This window comes from Variovorax sp. UC122_21 (assembly GCF_044056785.1).
Taxonomy (GTDB): Bacteria; Pseudomonadota; Gammaproteobacteria; order Burkholderiales; family Burkholderiaceae_C; genus Variovorax.
Window position 1 is genome coordinate 1,487,333 of sequence record NZ_CP172004.1, and the last position, 15,935, is coordinate 1,503,267.

11 protein-coding genes and 3 pseudogenes are annotated in these 15,935 nt (G+C 69.2%); 12 read left to right on the forward strand and 2 right to left on the reverse strand.

The features are described 5' to 3' along the window. Positions 1-66: 66 nt before the first annotated feature. Positions 67-1,294: pseudogene (locus ACHMXE_RS19410) on the reverse strand (MFS transporter). A 147-nt stretch (positions 1,295-1,441) separates the two neighbouring features. On the opposite strand from ACHMXE_RS19410, the gene ACHMXE_RS19415 reads away from it, so the two are divergent. The 7 genes and pseudogenes from ACHMXE_RS19415 to ACHMXE_RS19445 all read left to right on the forward strand — a co-directional run bounded on the left by ACHMXE_RS19415 (position 1,442) and on the right by ACHMXE_RS19445 (position 8,562). Further along, positions 1,442-1,834 (forward strand): carboxymuconolactone decarboxylase family protein, encoded by a 393-nt coding sequence (locus ACHMXE_RS19415; RefSeq protein ID WP_209544163.1) that lies wholly within the window; start codon positions 1,442-1,444, stop codon positions 1,832-1,834. A gap of 74 nt (positions 1,835-1,908) precedes the next feature. After that, positions 1,909-3,018 (forward strand): BMP family ABC transporter substrate-binding protein, encoded by a 1,110-nt coding sequence (locus ACHMXE_RS19420; RefSeq protein WP_203202297.1) that lies wholly within the window; start codon positions 1,909-1,911, stop codon positions 3,016-3,018. A 262-nt stretch (positions 3,019-3,280) separates the two neighbouring features. Continuing rightward, positions 3,281-3,817, forward strand: a complete 537-nt coding sequence (locus ACHMXE_RS19425; RefSeq protein ID WP_203202296.1) for an Rrf2 family transcriptional regulator — start codon at positions 3,281-3,283, stop codon at positions 3,815-3,817. Between the two features lie 165 nt (positions 3,818-3,982). Beyond that, positions 3,983-5,270, forward strand: a pseudogene (guaD, locus tag ACHMXE_RS19430) (guanine deaminase). Between the two features lie 78 nt (positions 5,271-5,348). Continuing rightward, positions 5,349-5,916 (forward strand): annotated as a pseudogene (gene dcd, locus ACHMXE_RS19435) (dCTP deaminase). A gap of 135 nt (positions 5,917-6,051) precedes the next feature. Further along, complete coding sequence (locus tag ACHMXE_RS19440; protein WP_093340404.1) at positions 6,052-6,939, forward strand: neutral zinc metallopeptidase; 888 nt, start codon at positions 6,052-6,054, stop codon at positions 6,937-6,939. 153 nt (positions 6,940-7,092) lie between these two features. Continuing rightward, entirely contained in the window at positions 7,093-8,562 is a 1,470-nt protein-coding gene (locus tag ACHMXE_RS19445; protein ID WP_203202294.1) for a DEAD/DEAH box helicase, read from the forward strand. A 49-nt stretch (positions 8,563-8,611) separates the two neighbouring features. Here the strand turns inward: ACHMXE_RS19445 and ACHMXE_RS19450 are convergent, their stop codons facing one another. Continuing rightward, positions 8,612-10,165, reverse strand: coding sequence for a PLP-dependent aminotransferase family protein (locus ACHMXE_RS19450; protein ID WP_395350814.1), 1,554 nt, complete (start codon positions 10,163-10,165; stop codon positions 8,612-8,614). A gap of 148 nt (positions 10,166-10,313) precedes the next feature. Between ACHMXE_RS19450 and ACHMXE_RS19455 the strand changes: the two genes are divergently transcribed. The 5 genes from ACHMXE_RS19455 to ACHMXE_RS19475 all read left to right on the forward strand — a co-directional run bounded on the left by ACHMXE_RS19455 (position 10,314) and on the right by ACHMXE_RS19475 (position 15,920). Continuing rightward, positions 10,314-10,715 (forward strand): nuclear transport factor 2 family protein, encoded by a 402-nt coding sequence (locus ACHMXE_RS19455; protein WP_395350816.1) that lies wholly within the window; start codon positions 10,314-10,316, stop codon positions 10,713-10,715. 8 nt (positions 10,716-10,723) lie between these two features. Then, entirely contained in the window at positions 10,724-12,172 is a 1,449-nt protein-coding gene (locus tag ACHMXE_RS19460; RefSeq protein ID WP_395350818.1) for an NAD(P)/FAD-dependent oxidoreductase, read from the forward strand. Positions 12,173-12,381: 209 nt separating this feature from the next. Continuing rightward, a complete protein-coding gene (locus tag ACHMXE_RS19465) occupies positions 12,382-13,983 on the forward strand; it encodes an ABC transporter substrate-binding protein (RefSeq protein ID WP_395350820.1) in 1,602 nt (533 codons plus the stop codon). 12 nt (positions 13,984-13,995) lie between these two features. After that, positions 13,996-14,970: an ABC transporter permease gene (locus tag ACHMXE_RS19470; RefSeq protein ID WP_395350822.1), complete on the forward strand. Its 975-nt coding sequence runs from the start codon at positions 13,996-13,998 to the stop codon at positions 14,968-14,970. Between the two features lie 29 nt (positions 14,971-14,999). Continuing rightward, positions 15,000-15,920 carry an ABC transporter permease gene (locus tag ACHMXE_RS19475; RefSeq protein WP_395350823.1) on the forward strand — a complete coding sequence of 307 codons (921 nt, stop codon included), beginning with the start codon at positions 15,000-15,002 and terminating at the stop codon, positions 15,918-15,920. The last annotated feature ends 15 nt before the right edge of the window (positions 15,921-15,935 follow it).

A 15,935-nucleotide genomic window follows, 5' to 3' on the forward strand; every position in this document is an offset into this window, starting at 1 on the left:
CGTTGCCGAGGTGCGGGCTCCAAAGCCCCGCCTCGGTTTTTTTATGGGCGCGCGATCGGTATCCGCTCAGCGCCGCTTGGCGGCCCAGTTCCACGCCGCGCCGGCCGCCATCAGCACGCAGGTGCCGAGGAACACGGCGCGCATGCCGATGTGGCCGCCCACGAAGCCGCCGAGCAGCGGCCCCGCGACCTGGCCGGTGTACTGGGCCGAGGTCGAATAGCCGAGCATGTTGCCGGCCACGCGCTCGGGCACGTTGTGGCGGATCACGCTCGCGATGCATGGCAGGAGCCCGCCGAGCGACAGTCCCATCAGGAAGCGCAGCACGACGAGCTGCCAGCCCGAGGTCACGAAGGCCTGCGGGATCAGCAGCAGCGCCGACACCGCGAGGCAGCCCACGATCACGTTCCAGTGGCCCACGCGGTCGGCCAGCTTGCCCAGCCGCGAGGCCGACAGGATGCTGCCGAGCGCGGCGGCCGACATCACGAAGCCGGCCATCATGGTCACGCGCGCCGGGTCCTCGACCAGCGTCGCCACGTAGACCGTGATGATCGGCTCGATCGACATGTTGGCGAGCATCAGCAGCATGCCGGTGAACAGCATCGCGACCAGCGGTCCCTTGTCGGGCACGGCGGCCCAGCCGGCGCCGGCATCGCCGCCCCTGGCCGCGGCGGCGCGCGGCTTCTTCTCCTCGCGGATCAGGAAGGCCGTGGCGAGGAAGGCCACGAAGATGATCGCGCCGGCCGCGAAGAAGGTGGCGCGGATGCCGATCAGCGGCGGCAGCGCGCCGCCGACCAGCGGCCCCACGAGGTTGCCGGCCATGATCGCCGAGGACATCGTGCCCAACGCCCAGCCGGTGCGGTCCTTGGGCGTCTGCGTGGCGACCAGCACCATCGAGCCCGAGGCATAGCCGCCGAGCAGGCCCGCGAGCAGCCGCAGCCCGACCAGCTGCCAGACGTTGCCGGCCACGCCGATCAGCGCCATCGCCACCGCCATGCCGAGGCTGGCGCGGGATCAGCATCGGCTTGCGCCCGTAGCGGTCGGCCAGCCAGCCCCACAGCGGCGCCACCAGCGCCGCGCTCAGGAAGGTCGCGCCATAGGCCGCGCCCGACCACTGCACGATGGCCGCATGGTCCTTCACGCCGAGCTGCTCCACGTACAGCGGCAGGAAGGGCAGCAGCAGCGTCATCGCCACGATGGTGGTGAAGGAGCCGAACATGCAGACGACCAGGTTGCGTCGCCAGTGGGTGGAATGCGTGAACGCGGCGGTGGAGGAGGGCTGGGCGTCGGTCGTCATGGGGTGCGGGGATTGTCCCGCCGCCCGCGCGCGCCGGCGCCTGCCGATTGGCGGCGGCGGCCATCGCGGCTGTGCACGGGTGGCAGCGCGGCCGCGCGGCTTTCGCTCTAATGGGCGTCCGGCCATAGACACCCAGGAGAACACCGCATGAAACCCCAGCCCATCGAGTACGCGAACGCCACGGACGAGGTCCGCGCCGTGTTCGACGACATCAAGGCCACGCGCAACGTGCCCGACGTCAACAACTTCTGGAAGTACCTCGCGAACGATCCCGCCACCTTGCGGCGCACCTGGTCCAGCCTCAAGGAGGTGATGGCGCCCGGCGCGCTCGACCCGGTGGTCAAGGAGATGGTCTACCTGGCCGTGAGCGTCAGCAACGGCTGCAACTACTGCATCGCGAGCCACCACGCGGGCGCCGAGAAGGCCGGGATGACGCCGGCGATGTTCGCCGAGTTGATGGCCGTGGTCGGCATGGCCAACGAGACCAACCGGCTGGTCAACGGCTACCGGGTGCCGGTCGACCCGGCCTTCGACAAGTAAAATGCCCGCCCCTGCACCGGGCGTCCCGGCCGGTGCGGGGATTTCTTTTTACCGGGGCCATGTAGAGGAACACCATGTACAAAAACCTCGCGGGCCGCGCCTTGGTGGCGTGGCTGACCGCTTGTTTTCTGTTGTCCGCCCACTCCCGGGCCCACGCCCAACCCCAACCCGCGCCGCCGCTGAAGATCGGCTTCGTCTACGTCACGCCGCTGACCGAGGCCGGCTGGGTGCGCCAGCACGACGAGGGCCGCAAGGCCGTGGAAGCGGCCCTCGGCGCCCGGGTCAAGACCACCTATGTCGAGAACGTGGCCGAGGGTGCGGATGCCGAACGCGTGATCCGCGACCTCGCGCAGCAGGGCCACCGGCTGATCTTCACGCCGAGCTTCGGCTACATGGAGCCCACGCTCAAGGTGGCGCGCGACTTTCCCGAGGTGAAGTTCGAGTCGATCACCGGCTACAAGACCGCGCCCAACGTGGCGACCGCCAACGCGCGCTACTACGAGGGCCGCTACCTGGCCGGCGTGGCGGCCGGGCGCATGACGAAGAGCAACGTCGCGGGCTACGTGGCGGGCTTCCCGATCCCCGAGGTGCTGCAGGGCATCAACGCCTTCACGCTGGGCATGCGCTCGGTGAACCCGAAGGCGACCGTGCGCGTGGTCTGGCTCAACGAGTGGTTCGATCCGCCGAAGGAGCGCGACGCGGCCATGACCCTGTTCAACCAGTCGGTGGACGTGATCGCCTTCCACACCGGCTCGACCGCGGTGATGGCGGCGGCGCAGGAGCGCGGCAAGCTGGCGATCGCCTACCACTCGGACATGCGCAGGATCGCGCCCGACGCCCAGGTGGTCGCGGTCACGCACCAGTGGGGCGGCTACTACACGCAGCGCGCCCGCGCGGTGCTCGACGGCAGCTGGAAGAGCGCCAACCTCTGGGGCGGCGTGAAGGAAGGAATGATCCGGGTCGGCGATTTCGGCACCAGGGTGCCGCAGGCCGTGCAGCAGGAGGTGCTGGCGCGCCAGCAGGACATCGCGGCCGGCCGGCTGCAGCCGTTCCGCGCCGTGGCGGCCGAGGTGCGCGACAACGAGGGCCATGTCGCGATCGCCAAGGGCAGCCAGCTGTCCGACGAGCAGATCCTGCGGATGAACTGGCTGGCCGAGGGCGTGCAGGGGCGGATCGCGCGCTGAGCGGGACGCCCGACGACGGTTCGGGAACCGAATGCGGTTTTTCGTGTCGGATAGGTCTATGCCGGTTTTCGGGAAGGCTTCAGTGCTTTTCCGGTGCCAAAAGGCAGATCTTTCGCCGACAATGGCGGGATCTGCCGGCAGTCGGTCCGCGAGGTCCGATACTCCGGCGTCGAGTTTCTGGAAGAACGTATAACAACAAAGGAAGCTTCGCCACGGGGTCGCAATGGCCTCACGTCTACAAGAAGCACGAAGGAGAGATGAGATGCGTCTCACCACCAAGGGCCGCTTTGCGGTCACCGCCATGATCGATCTGGCCCTGCACCAGACCACCGGTCCGGTCACGCTGGCTGCCATCAGCCTGCGGCAGAAGATTTCGATGTCCTATCTGGAGCAGATGTTCAGCAAGCTGCGCCGGCACGAACTGGTCGCCTCCACGCGCGGCCCGGGCGGCGGCTACTCGCTGGGCCGCAAGGCCGCGCGCATCACGGTGGCCGACATCGTGTTCGCGGTCGACGCCGCCGAAGCGGCGCCGTCCTCGGCCTCCGCGAGCGAGGAAGAAGGCGTGCGCTGCACCGCGCACGAACTCTGGGCATCGCTCAACAGCCGCATGGTGGAGTTCCTCGACTCGGTCACGCTGCAGCACCTGATGGACGAGCAGATCGCGCGCAACGCGACCCAGGCCAAGGCGCCGGCGGTGGTCCGCCACGCCACTTCGCGCCAGGCCGCGCCCAGCGTGGCCCGCCCGACGAACGTGCCGAACTCGGTGTTCGCGCTGGGCAAGATGCTCGCGAAGCCCTGAGCTTCCGAGGTCTGGAGCGTCTGAATTTCCCGCCGGGCCGCGACGGTCCGGCGTTGCCGTTTCCGGCCCCGTCTCCGGGATAACCCGCAGGCGGCGCGCCATATAGCGCTCATACGCGCATGGAAATTGCGGCGGCGCGAGGCTGCATTACGCTCGGCCTCCACGATGAAAAAAGCCTACCGCGCCTCCCTGCTGCGCTTCGACGCCGCCGGTCTCCCCCAGTTCGACGAAGACGGCCTGCTGGTCGTCGGCCCCGATGCCGCCGGCCGCCAGCGCGTGCTCGATGCGGGCAGCCACGCCGCCGTGGCGCCGCGCCATCCCGAGGTCCACACCACGCACCTGCCGGGGCGCATCCTCGCGCCGGGCTTCGTGGACATGCACATCCATTTCCCGCAGACCGACATCATCGGTTCGCCCTCGCCGGGCCTGCTGCCCTGGCTCGAGAACTACACCTTCCCGGCCGAGAGCCGCTTCGCGGACCCGGCCCATTCGAAGGAAGTGGCCGGCTTCTTCCTCGACGAGCTGCTGCGCAACGGCGTCACCACCTCGCTGACCTTCGCGACCTCGCACGTGGCCTCGGTCGATGCCTTCTTCGAGGACGCCCAACGTCGCGGCCTGCGCATGATCACCGGCAAGGTGCTGCAGGACCGCAACTCGCCCGACGGCGTGCGCGACCAGACCGAGCAGAGCCTGATCGATTCCGAGGCGCTGATCCGAAAGTGGCACGGCGTCGACCGGCTCGGCTACGCCATCACGCCGCGCTTCGCGCCCGCGAGCACCGACGCGCAGATGCGCGGCGCCGGCGAACTGGCCGCGAAGTACGCCGACACCTGGATCCAGTCGCACGTGGCCGAGAACCGCGACGAGGTGGCCTGGGTGCGCGAGCTGTACCCGCGGGCGCGTTCCTACCTCGACGTCTACGCCGGCTTCGGCCTGATGCGCGAGCGCGCCGTCTACGCGCACTGCATCTACCTCGACGACACCGACCGCGCGCTGCTGCGCGAGACGAAGACCGCCGCGGCCGTGAGCCCGACCAGCAACCTGTTCCTGGGCAGCGGCTTCTTCGACTTCGGCAAGGCCGACCAGGTCGGCCATCCCTACGGCCTGGCCAGCGACGTCGGCGGCGGCACCAGCTTCAGCCCCTTCCACACCATGATGGCCGCCTACTACGTGGGCCGCGAGGGCCAGACCAAGGCCGGATTGAGCATCGCGCCTTCGGAGCTCTGGTGGCGCCACACCGGCGGCGCGGCGCGCGCGCTGGGACTCGACGGCGTGGTCGGCAACCTGCAGCCGGGCTGCGAGGCCGACTTCCTGGTGCTGAACCCCAAGGCCACGCCGTTGCTGGAGCGCAAGACGCGCGCGCGCGAACGGCCTCGAGGAGCTGCTGTTCGCGCTGATCGTGCTGGGCGACGACCGGCTGGTCGAGCGCACGGTGATCTCGCAGGCCGGTTAGGCGGGGCAGGGTGCGGGGCAGGGCGGCGCTGCCGCCGTGCCACAATTCGCGCCCGTTCCCCCGCAGCAGCGACCGCATATGAGCATCAAGAGCGACAAATGGATCCGGCGCATGGCCGAGCAGCACGGCATGATCGAGCCCTTCGAGCCCGGCCAGGTGCGCGAGTCCGACGGCCACAAGATCATCAGCTACGGCACCTCGAGCTACGGCTACGACATCCGCTGCGCGCCCGAATTCAAGGTCTTCACCAACATCCACAGCACGGTGGTCGACCCGAAGAACTTCGACGAGAAGAGCTTCGTCGACATGCACGGCGACTACTGCATCATCCCCGCCCAACAGCTTCGCGCTGGCGCGCACCGTCGAGTACTTCCGCATCCCGCGCAACGTGCTGACCATCTGCCTGGGCAAGAGCACCTATGCGCGCTGCGGCATCATCGTCAACGTCACGCCCTTCGAGCCCGAATGGGAAGGCTACGTGACGCTGGAGTTCAGCAACACCACGCCGCTGCCGGCCAAGATCTACGCGGGCGAGGGCTGCGCCCAGGTGCTGTTCTTCGAGAGCGACGAGGTCTGCGAGACCAGCTACAAGGACCGCGGCGGCAAGTACCAGGGCCAACGCGGCGTGACGCTGCCCAAGACCTGATCGCGTTGTCGAGCGCGTCTCCCTCGAACGCGCGCGGCCTGCGCTGACGCCCGGTTACCCCGGCGCGCTTCGGGGCCGCTACCATCCGGCGATCACCGGCCAAAACCCCAGCAAGAGGCCGGCAAGGAGCATGCGATGAGATGGGAAGGCAACGAGCAATCCGACAACGTGGAAGACCGCCGCGGCGAGGGCGGTGGCGGTGGTGGCGGCGGCTTCATCGGCGGCCGCGGCATCGGCATCGGCACCATCGCCGTCGCGCTGATCGCGGGCTGGGTCTTCGGCATCAATCCGCTCACCGTGTTGAGCCTGCTCAGCGGTGGCGGCGGCCCGGCACCGGTGCAGCAGCAGCAACAGGGCCCGGCGCCCAAGCCGCCGGCCAACGACCGCGAGGCCGCCTTCGTCAGCACCGTGCTGCGCAACACCGAGGTGGTCTGGAGCGACATCTTCCAGAAGAACGGCGGCACCTACCATGCGCCGCGCCTCGTGCTGTTCCGCGGCGCCACGCCCACGGCCTGCGGCACCGGCGAATCGGCCATGGGGCCGTTCTACTGCCCGGGCGACAAGAAGGTCTACATCGACCTCGGCTTCTACGACACGCTCAAGAACCAGCTCGGCGCGCCGGGCGAGTTCGCGCAGGCCTACGTGATCGCGCACGAGGTCGGCCACCACGTGCAGGACGAGCTCGGCATCACGGCCAAGGTCGACGGCATGCGCCGCCGCCTGAGCCAGAGCCAGAACAACGCGATGAGCGTGCGCGTCGAGCTGCAGGCCGACTGCTTCGCGGGCATCTGGGCGCACCACTCGCAGGAGTCGAAGAAGTGGCTCGACCCGGGCGACATCGAGGCCGCGATGAATGCCGCGCAGAAGATCGGCGACGACGCCTTGCAGCGCTCCGCGGGGCGCGCGGTGGTGCCCGACAGCTTCACCCACGGCACCAGCGCGCAGCGCCAGCGCTGGTTCGGAACCGGCTACCAAACGGGCAGCGTGCAGGCCTGCGACACCTTCAACGCGCGCAACCTCTAAGCGTTGCACACGATTGCCTGACGGCGCGAGGTCTTGGACCGCGCGCCAGTGCTCCATTGTTTGCTATTGAATAAATAGCAATGCCGTGAAAGCGGGCGTTGTCATCGCGCGGTCACTGCCGTTTTTTGCGGCAGTGCGACAATAGCGGGCTCAATGACAAGTTCCTTCTCCAACTTATCGCTGGCGGCTCCGCTGGCGCGTGCCGTGGCCGAAATGGGCTACGAGACCATGACGCCGATCCAGGAGCAGGCCATTCCGGTCGTGCTTTCGGGCCAGGACGTGATGGGCGCAGCGCAGACCGGCACCGGCAAGACCGCGGCGTTCTCGCTGCCCCTGCTGCAGCGCATGCTCAAGCACGAGAACGCCTCCACCTCGCCCGCGCGGCATCCGGTGCGGGCCCTCGTGCTGCTGCCAACGCGCGAACTCGCCGACCAGGTGGCGCAGCAGATCAAGCTCTATGCCAAGTACACCAACCTGCGCAGCACGGTGGTGTTCGGCGGCATCGACATGAAGCCTCAGACGCTGGAGTTGAAGAAGGGCGTCGAGGTGCTGGTGGCCACGCCGGGCCGGCTGCTCGATCACATCGAGGCCAAGAACGCGGTGCTCAACCAGGTCGAGTACGTGGTGCTCGACGAGGCCGACCGCATGCTCGACATCGGCTTCCTGCCCGACCTGCAGCGCATCCTCAGCTACCTGCCCAAGCAGCGCACCACGCTGCTGTTCTCGGCCACCTTCTCGCCCGAGATCAAGCGCCTGGCCGGCAGCTACCTGCAGAACCCGGTGACCATCGAGGTGGCGCGTCCCAACGAGACCGCCTCCACCGTCGAGCAGCACTTCTACAGCGTGTCCGACGACGACAAGCGCCGCGCGCTCAAGCAGATCGTGCGCCAGCGCGGCATCACCCAGGCCTTCGTGTTCGTCAACAGCAAGCTGGGCTGCGCGCGGCTCGCGCGCACGCTCGAGCGCGACGGCCTGCGCACCTCGGCGCTGCATGGCGACAAGAGCCAGGACGAACGCCTGAAGGCGCTCGCCGCCTTCAAGGCCGGCGAGGTCGACCTGCTGGTGTGCACCGACGTCGCGGCCCGCGGCCTCGACATCAAGGACGTGCCCGCGGTCTTCAACTTCGACATCCCGTTCAATGCCGAGGACTACGTGCACCGCATCGGCCGCACCGGCCGTGCCGGCGCCTCGGGCCTGGCCGTGAGCTTCGCGAGCGGCGGCAACGACGCGCGCCTGGTGGCCGACATCGAGAAGCTGATCAAGAAGAAGATCGAGCTCGAGCCGGTCGAGTTCGAGGAAGACCGCCCGCGCGGCCGCATCAACGACGGCCGCCGCCACTGGCGCGAAGAGGGCGAGGCCGGCGACGCGCGCGACGTGCTCGACCAGCCGCGCGAACGCGGCTACGGCAGCGATGCACGGCGCGGCGGTGGACGCCCGCACCGCGCGCCCTCGGCGCCGCGCGATCCCTTTTTCGACAAGCCCTACGAGCCCGGCAACAGCAACACCGAGGCCGCACCGGCCTGGGAAGCCGCGGCCAAGGCGCCCGCGCGCACCGGCGTGTCGAGCAACATCAAGAGCAAGCGCAAGATCGCGGCGCTGTTCAAGACGCCCGAGCCGAGCTGATCGGTTCGCCGATCGCCCAGCAACGAGGCCGCGCATGTCGCGGCCTTTTTCATGGGCGCCCGTTCAGTGCGTGCGCCCGCCCGCCGGGGCGCCGCTCGCCGCGCGCGGCCGCGAGCTCTTCCACCGCCAGCCCCAGCGCGCGGATGCCGGCCGAGATCTGCGCCGCAGGGATCGACGACAGCCGCAGCCGGAAGAACGGACATGGATAGGGCGGCTTCGCGAAGAACACGTCGCCGGCCTCGATCAGCACGCCGTGGCTGCGCGCCATCAGCGACAGCTCGCCCGCGTCGACCCAGGCCGGCGCGCGCACCCACAGCGACGCGCCGCCCTGCGGCAGCCTGAACTCGAAATCGGGCAAGTGGTCGCGCAGTGCCTGCGCCGCGAGCGCGAGCCGCTCCTGCATCGCGTGGTTCACGCGCCGCGCATGCGACTCGTGATGGCCCAGCGAGAGGAACAGCGCATAGGCATGCTGCAGGAAGGCGCTCGGATGCCGCACCATCGCATGGCGGATGGCGCGCAGCTCCTTGATCAGCGCGCGCGGCGCCACGATGAAGCCCAGCCGCAGCGCGGGCGACAGGCTCTTCGACACCGAGCCCACGTAGATCACGCGCCCGGTCTTGTCCAGGCTCTTGAGCGCCGGCATCGGCGTGCCCTCGTAGAGGTTCTCGGCCTCGTAGTCGTCCTCGATGATCACGAAGTCCTGCAGCTCGGCCTTGCGCAGCAGCCACTGGCGGCGCTCCAGGCTCAGGGTGGCGGTGGTCGGGCTCTGGTGCGAGGGCGTGACGAACAGGTAGTCGGCCGCGGGCAGCGCATCGACCACCAGGCCGTCTTCATCGACCGCCACCTCCACCCACTTGGGCTGGCGCAGCGAGAAGCTGTTGCGCGCATGCGGATGGCCGGGCTCCTCGAGGCCCACGCGCGTGTGGGTGTCGAACAGCGTGTCGGCCAGCAGGTAGTAGGCATGCTGCGCGCCGAGCGTGACGATGATCTCCTCCTTGAGCGCGAACACGCCGCGCTTGGGCAGCAGGCGCGTGCGGATCTGCTCGATCAGGTCGGGCACGTCGTCGGTCTCGAAATCGGGCGTCCAGTGCTGCAGCTGCGAGCGCGCCAGGCTGCGCGCGCAGCACTCGCGGAAGTCCTCGGTCGGAAACAGCAGCGGGTCGTGCTGGCCGTAGACGAAGGGATAGGGATAGTCGCGCCAGCGTTCGGGCTTGGACAGCGTGGGCTGGTCCACCAGCGAGCGCAGCACGCGCTGCGACCAGTCGGGCGGCTGGCCCGACTGCCCGCTGCGTCCCACCAGCGGTTCGGCCGGTGCCGCCGCGGGCGGGCGCGCATTGCGCGCCACGAACACGCCGCTGCGCGGACGCGCCTCGAGAAAGCCTTCGTCGATCAGTTGCAGGTAGGCCGAGGTCACGGTGTTGCGACTCAGGCCCAGCAGCACCGCGAGCTCGCGCGAGGAGGGCAGCGACGCGCCCGCGCTCAGGTGGTCCTCGAGGATGGCCTGCACCACCGCGGCGCGCAGCCGCGCCTGCAGCGGCAGCGCGGGCTGGTCGGGCAGCGCGAAGAGCTGCGCCCACTGGGTGGCTCGGGGATGGCTTGCCATGGTCGCCGCAGTTTAGGGCAGGCCTCTCGCGAGCGCGCATGCCGGTGCGCTCTGGCTCGGTCGAAACCCGGCATCTGGCCCTATCGCGCGCCTGGCGCGCTGCCTACCCTCGGCTCCATCCATTCCCCAAAGACTTCATCCGAGCGCCATGTCCTCTTCCCACCCGCCCGTCACCACCGACACCCTCGCCGCCTTCAGCGCGGCCTGGAACCGCCACGACATCGATGCGCTGATGAGCTTCATGAGCGACGACTGCGTGTTCCAGACCGCCGCCGGCCCCGATGCCTGCGGCACCCGCCACACGGGCATCGAGGCCGTGCGCAAGGCCTTCGCAGCCGCCTGGCAGGCCGTGCCCGACGCGCAGTGGATCGACGGCGTGCATTTCGTGCACGGCGACTTCGGCACCTCGCAGTGGACCTTCACCGGCACCGCCGCCGACGGCAGCCGCATCGAGACCGACGGCATCGACGTCTTCACCTTCAAGGACGGGAAGATCCAGCTCAAGAACGTGTTCCGCAAGGCACGCCCGAACCTGCCCGCGGCCAAGTAGACAAGGCCATGACGACCGGTACCGCCACGCACTTCGCGTCCGCCGAGCCCGTGCCCGCCACGCCCTCGCGGCCCTACGACCCGCGCTACGACCCGCTGCTCGCGCCCGACCCCGGCGCCGGCCGCGCCTACGCGCCCACCTGGTGGGTCGCGAGCGCGGGCACGCCGCCCGAGGACGACGGCCCGCTGGTGCAGGACATCGACGTCGACGTGGCGATCGTGGGCTCGGGCGCCACCGGCATGTCGACCGCGCTCTATCTCGCGCAGGAGCACGGCATCCGCGCCACCGTTCTCGAGGCCAACCAGGCCGCCTGGGGCTGCTCGAGCCGCAGCGGCGGCCAGGGCCAGAACGCCAGCGGCCGCCTCAAGCGCTCGCAGTGGATCGCGCGCTGGGGCCTCGATACCGCGAAGAAGCTCGACGCCGAGATCCGCGCGGGCTTCGAGAACTTCAAGGCGCTCACGAAGCAGATCGACTGCGATGCCTTCGACGGCGGCCACCTCTACCTCGCGCACCGCCGCGAGAAGCTGCCGGTGCTCGCCGCCGAGGCCGCGCTGATGCGCGACACCTTCGGCTATGCCACGCGCATGATGAGCGCCGAGGAGGTGCGCAGCGACTACTGCGACGAGCGCGAGACTGTGGGCGCGATGTTCGAGGCCGAGGGCGTGGGCATCCATCCGCTGAAGTTCACCTTCGGGCTGCTGCGGCGCGCACGCGCGCTCGGCGTGAAGGTCCACACCTCGAGCCCGGTGCAGGGCTGGCAGACCATCGACGGCGTGCACCACCTGCGCACGCCCGGCGGCACGGTGCGCGCGCGCCGCGTGGCGGTGTGCACCGGCGGCTACACGGGCCAGGCGCTGAGCCCGCTGCTGAAGAACCGCGTGATGCCGATCCTCTCGAACTCGGTGGTCACACGCGAGCTCACCGAGGCCGAACTCAAGGCCACCAATTTCCGCTCGAAGACCTTCCTCACCGACACGCGCACGCTGCGCTTCTACTACCGGCTGCTCGAGGGCAACCGGCTGCAGATCGGCAGCCGCAGCTCGGTCAGCGGCGCCGATGCCGAGGCACCGGTGCACCTGAAGCTGCTCACCGATGCGATCGCGCGCAAGTTCCCGCCGCTCGCCAACATCCGCATCGACCACTCGTGGTGGGGCTGGGTCGACATGAGCCACGACATGATGCCGCGCATCACGCAGCCCGATGCGTCGAAGAAGATCTGGTACGCGGTGGGCTATGGCGGCAACGGCGTCTCGTTCTCGACCTGGGCCGGCAAGCGCCTGGCCGAGCGCATCGCGGGCCGCGACGCGGGCCGCGAGGTGTTCGAGCTGCCGATCTACGACTCGCCGCTGCCCTTCCCCAACGTGATGGGCCTGGTCGAGTCGCAGGCCTTCGCGCCGTTCCGCCGCATGGGCCAGCGCATGCTCTACAAGTGGTACTGGCTCAAGGACGAGAAGTAGCGCGCGAGCGCCAGCGCGCTCCCGCATCCGGTGCGCCTTCCCGCAAACGGCGCATCGCACGCCGCACAACGGGGCAAACCCGCAGCGTCTGGCCCTGCGGATCGGTGCCACGTGGCTCTTCGTGGCACCTGCTCGGGGGCCTATCGTCGATCTCGTCGGCGCCGCACCGCGCGCCGCTTCTTCTTCGAGTAGCCATCCAGAGGTCCCGCATGCCGTTTCCGCTCTCCCGCTTCACGCGCCGTGTCACCCTGTTGTCGGCGGCCTCGCTGGCCGCGCTCGCGCTGTGCTCCCTGCCCGCCGCGGCGCAAGAACCCAAGCGTGGCGGCACGCTGGTGATCGGCAGCACACAGACGCCGCGCCACCTCAACGGCGCCGTGCAGTCGGGCATCGCCACCGCATTGCCCTCGGCGCAGATCTTCGCGAGCCCGCTGCGCTTCGACGACAAGTGGAACCCGCAGCCCTACCTGGCCGAATCGTGGAAGCTCGCCGACGACGCGAAGTCGCTCACGCTCAACCTGCGCAAGAACGCGGTGTTCCACGACGGCAAGCCCATCACCTCGGCCGACGTCGCGTTCTCGATCATGGCCATCAAGGCCAACCATCCCTTCACCACCATGCTGGGGCCGGTCGAGAAGGTCGACACGCCCGATCCCTACACCGCCATCATCCGCATGAGCGCGCCGCACCCGGCGATCGTGCTCGCGATGTCGCCCGCGCTGTGCCCGATCCTGCCCAAGCACATCTACGGCGGCGGCACCGACCTCAAGAACCATCCGCGCAACAGCACCGACGTGGTCGGCTCGGGCCCGTTCCGCGTCACCGAGTTCAAGCCCTCGCAGCGCATCGTGATGGAGCGCTTCGACAAGTTCTTCCTGCCCAACAAGCCCTACCTCGACAAGGTCATCGTGAGCATCACGCCCGACATGGCGAGCCTGGTGCTCGGCGTGGAGCGCGGCGACATCCAGATGCTGCCCTTCGCGACCCTGCCCACCGACCTCAAGCGCTTCGCCAACGACCCGCGCGTGTCGCTCACGCCCAAGGGCTACGACGGCATCGGCCCGCTCAACTGGCTGGCCTTCAACACCGCGAAGAAGCCGCTGTCCGACCTGCAGGTGCGCAAGGCCATCGCGCACTCGATCGACAAGAACTTCATCACCAAGGCGCTGATGGGCGGCTTCGCCACCGTGTCCGACGGCCCGCTGGTGGCCAGCAGCCCGTTCGCGGTCAACGACCTGGTGCGCTATCCGCTCGACCTCAAGAAGGCCGGCGAGATGCTCGATGCCGCGGGCTACAAGGCCGGCGCCAACGGCGAGCGCTTCAAGCTCACCATCGACTACCTGCCCGGCGGCGACGACCAGCAGAAGAACGTGGCCGAGTACGTGCGCGGCCAGCTCAAGAAGGTGGGCATCACGGTGGAGGTGCGCGCCTCGGCCGACTTCCCGGCCTGGGCCAAGCGCCTGGCCACGCACGACTTCGACATGTCGATGGACGCGGTCTTCAATTGGGGCGACCCGATCATCGGCGTGCACCGCACCTACCTGTCGACCAACATCAAGCCCATCGTCTGGACCAACACCCAGTCCTATGCCAATCCGAAGGTCGACGAACTGCTCAACACCGCCGGCGGCCTGACCGACCCGACGCAGCGCAAGGCCTACTACGCCACCTTCCAGAAGATCGTGACCGACGAGCTGCCGATCGAGTTCATCAACCAGGTGCCCTACCACACGATCACCAGCAAGAAGGTCGGCAACGTGCCGACCACCATCTGGGGACCGCTGTCGCCGCTCGACGAGGTCTACATCAAGTAAGGCGGGGCGCACATGGGCATGCTTCGCTACGCCGCCTCGCGCCTGCTGCAGGGTCTCGCCCTGGTGCTCGCGGTGGTGGTGCTGAACTTCGTGCTGGTGCACGCGGCACCCGGCGATCCGGTCGAGACCATCGCGGGCGCCAGCGGCGGCATGTCACCCGAGCTCATGGCCGAGCTGCGCACGCAGTACGGCCTCGATCGGCCGCTGCCGGTGCAGCTCGGCGTCTACCTCGGCAAGGTGCTGCGCGGCGACCTCGGCTATTCGTACTTCTTCAACCTGCCGGTCACGCAGATGATCGCCGAGCGCGTGCCCGCGACCTTGCTGCTGGTGCTGAGTTCGGTGCTGCTGGCCTTCGTGGTCGGCACGGCGCTCGGCGTGCTGTCCTCGCGCCGGCCCAACGGGCTGCTGTCGCAGTTCATCACGGTGCTGTCGCTGGTGGGCTTCGCGGCGCCGGTGTTCTGGATCGGCATCATGCTGGTGATCCTGCTGGCCTCGGTGTTCCCGATCCTGCCGGTGGCCGGCATGCGCTCCATCGACGCCACCGGCGGCGGCCTGGCCGACGTGCTCGACGTCGCGCACCACCTGGTGCTGCCCACGATCACGCTGAGCCTGGTCTACCTCGCGCAGTACAGCCGGCTCGCGCGTTCGTCGATGCTCGACGTGCTCGGCTCCGACTTCATCCGCACCGCGCGCGCCAAGGGCCTGGCCGAGCGCGTGGTGCTCTACAAGCATGCGCTGCGCAACGCGCTGCTGCCGGTGGTGACGGTGCTCGGGCTGCAGTTCGGCAACGTGCTCGCGGGCGCGATCCTGGTCGAGACCGTCTTCAACTGGCCGGGGCTCGGCCGCCTGGCTTTCGACTCGGTGCTGCGGCGCGACTACCCGACCATCCTCGGCGTGCTGCTGTTCTCCTCCATCGTGGTGGTGGTGATGAACCAGCTCACCGACCTCTGCTACCGACTGATCGATCCGCGCATCAAGACCGCGTGACGCCTCCCCCGATGAATGCGACCTCCACGATGACCCTCGACCCAGACCCGGCGCCGACCGCGAAGCCGGCGGCGCCCGCGCGCGCGAGCGCCACCGCCGGCCCGCGCGCCGAACACCCCGGCATCGAGGCCGCGCGCATGTTCCTGCGCAACCCCGCGGCCATCGCCGGCATGGTGCTGCTCTTGATCGTGCTCGCGGTCGCGATCGCCGGGCCCTGGCTCTATCCGGCCGATCCCTTCGAGATCAAGGCCGCGCCGCTCACGCCGCCGTTCAGCGAGGAGGCCTGGCTCGGCAGCGACTACCTCGGGCGCGACGTGCTCACCGCGCTGATCTACGGCGGCCGCGCCACCTTGCTGGTGGGCGCGGTGGCGGCGCTGCTGTCGGTGCTGATCGGCATCACGCTCGGCGCCTTCGCCGGCTACTACGGCGGCAAGGTCGACGCGGTGCTGATGAAGATCACCGAGTTCTTCCAGGTGCTGCCCGCGCTGCTTTTCGCGATGGTGGTGGTGACGCTGTTCTCGCCCACGCTGGTCACGGTCACGCTGGCCATCGGCGTCGTGAGCTGGACCGGCACCGCGCGGCTCACGCGCGCGGAGTTCCTCAAGTACCGCGGACTGGAGTTCGTGCGCGCCGAGCGTGCCATCGGCGCGCGCGACGCCCGCATCATCTGGAAGGTGATCCTGCCCAATGCGCTGCCGCCGCTGGTGGTGTCGGCCACGCTGGCGATCGGCGCGGCGATCCTGTTCGAGGCCGGCCTGTCCTTCCTCGGGCTGGGCGATCCGAACCAGATGAGCTGGGGCCTGATGATCGGCTCGAGCCGCCAGTACGTGCTGTCGTGCTGGTGGGCCGTGGCCTTTCCGGGCGCCGCGATCTTCGTCACCGTGCTCGCGGTCAGCCTGATCGGCGACGGGCTCAACGATGCGCTCGATCCGAAGCTGAGGGAACGTTGAGATGAACAACCAACA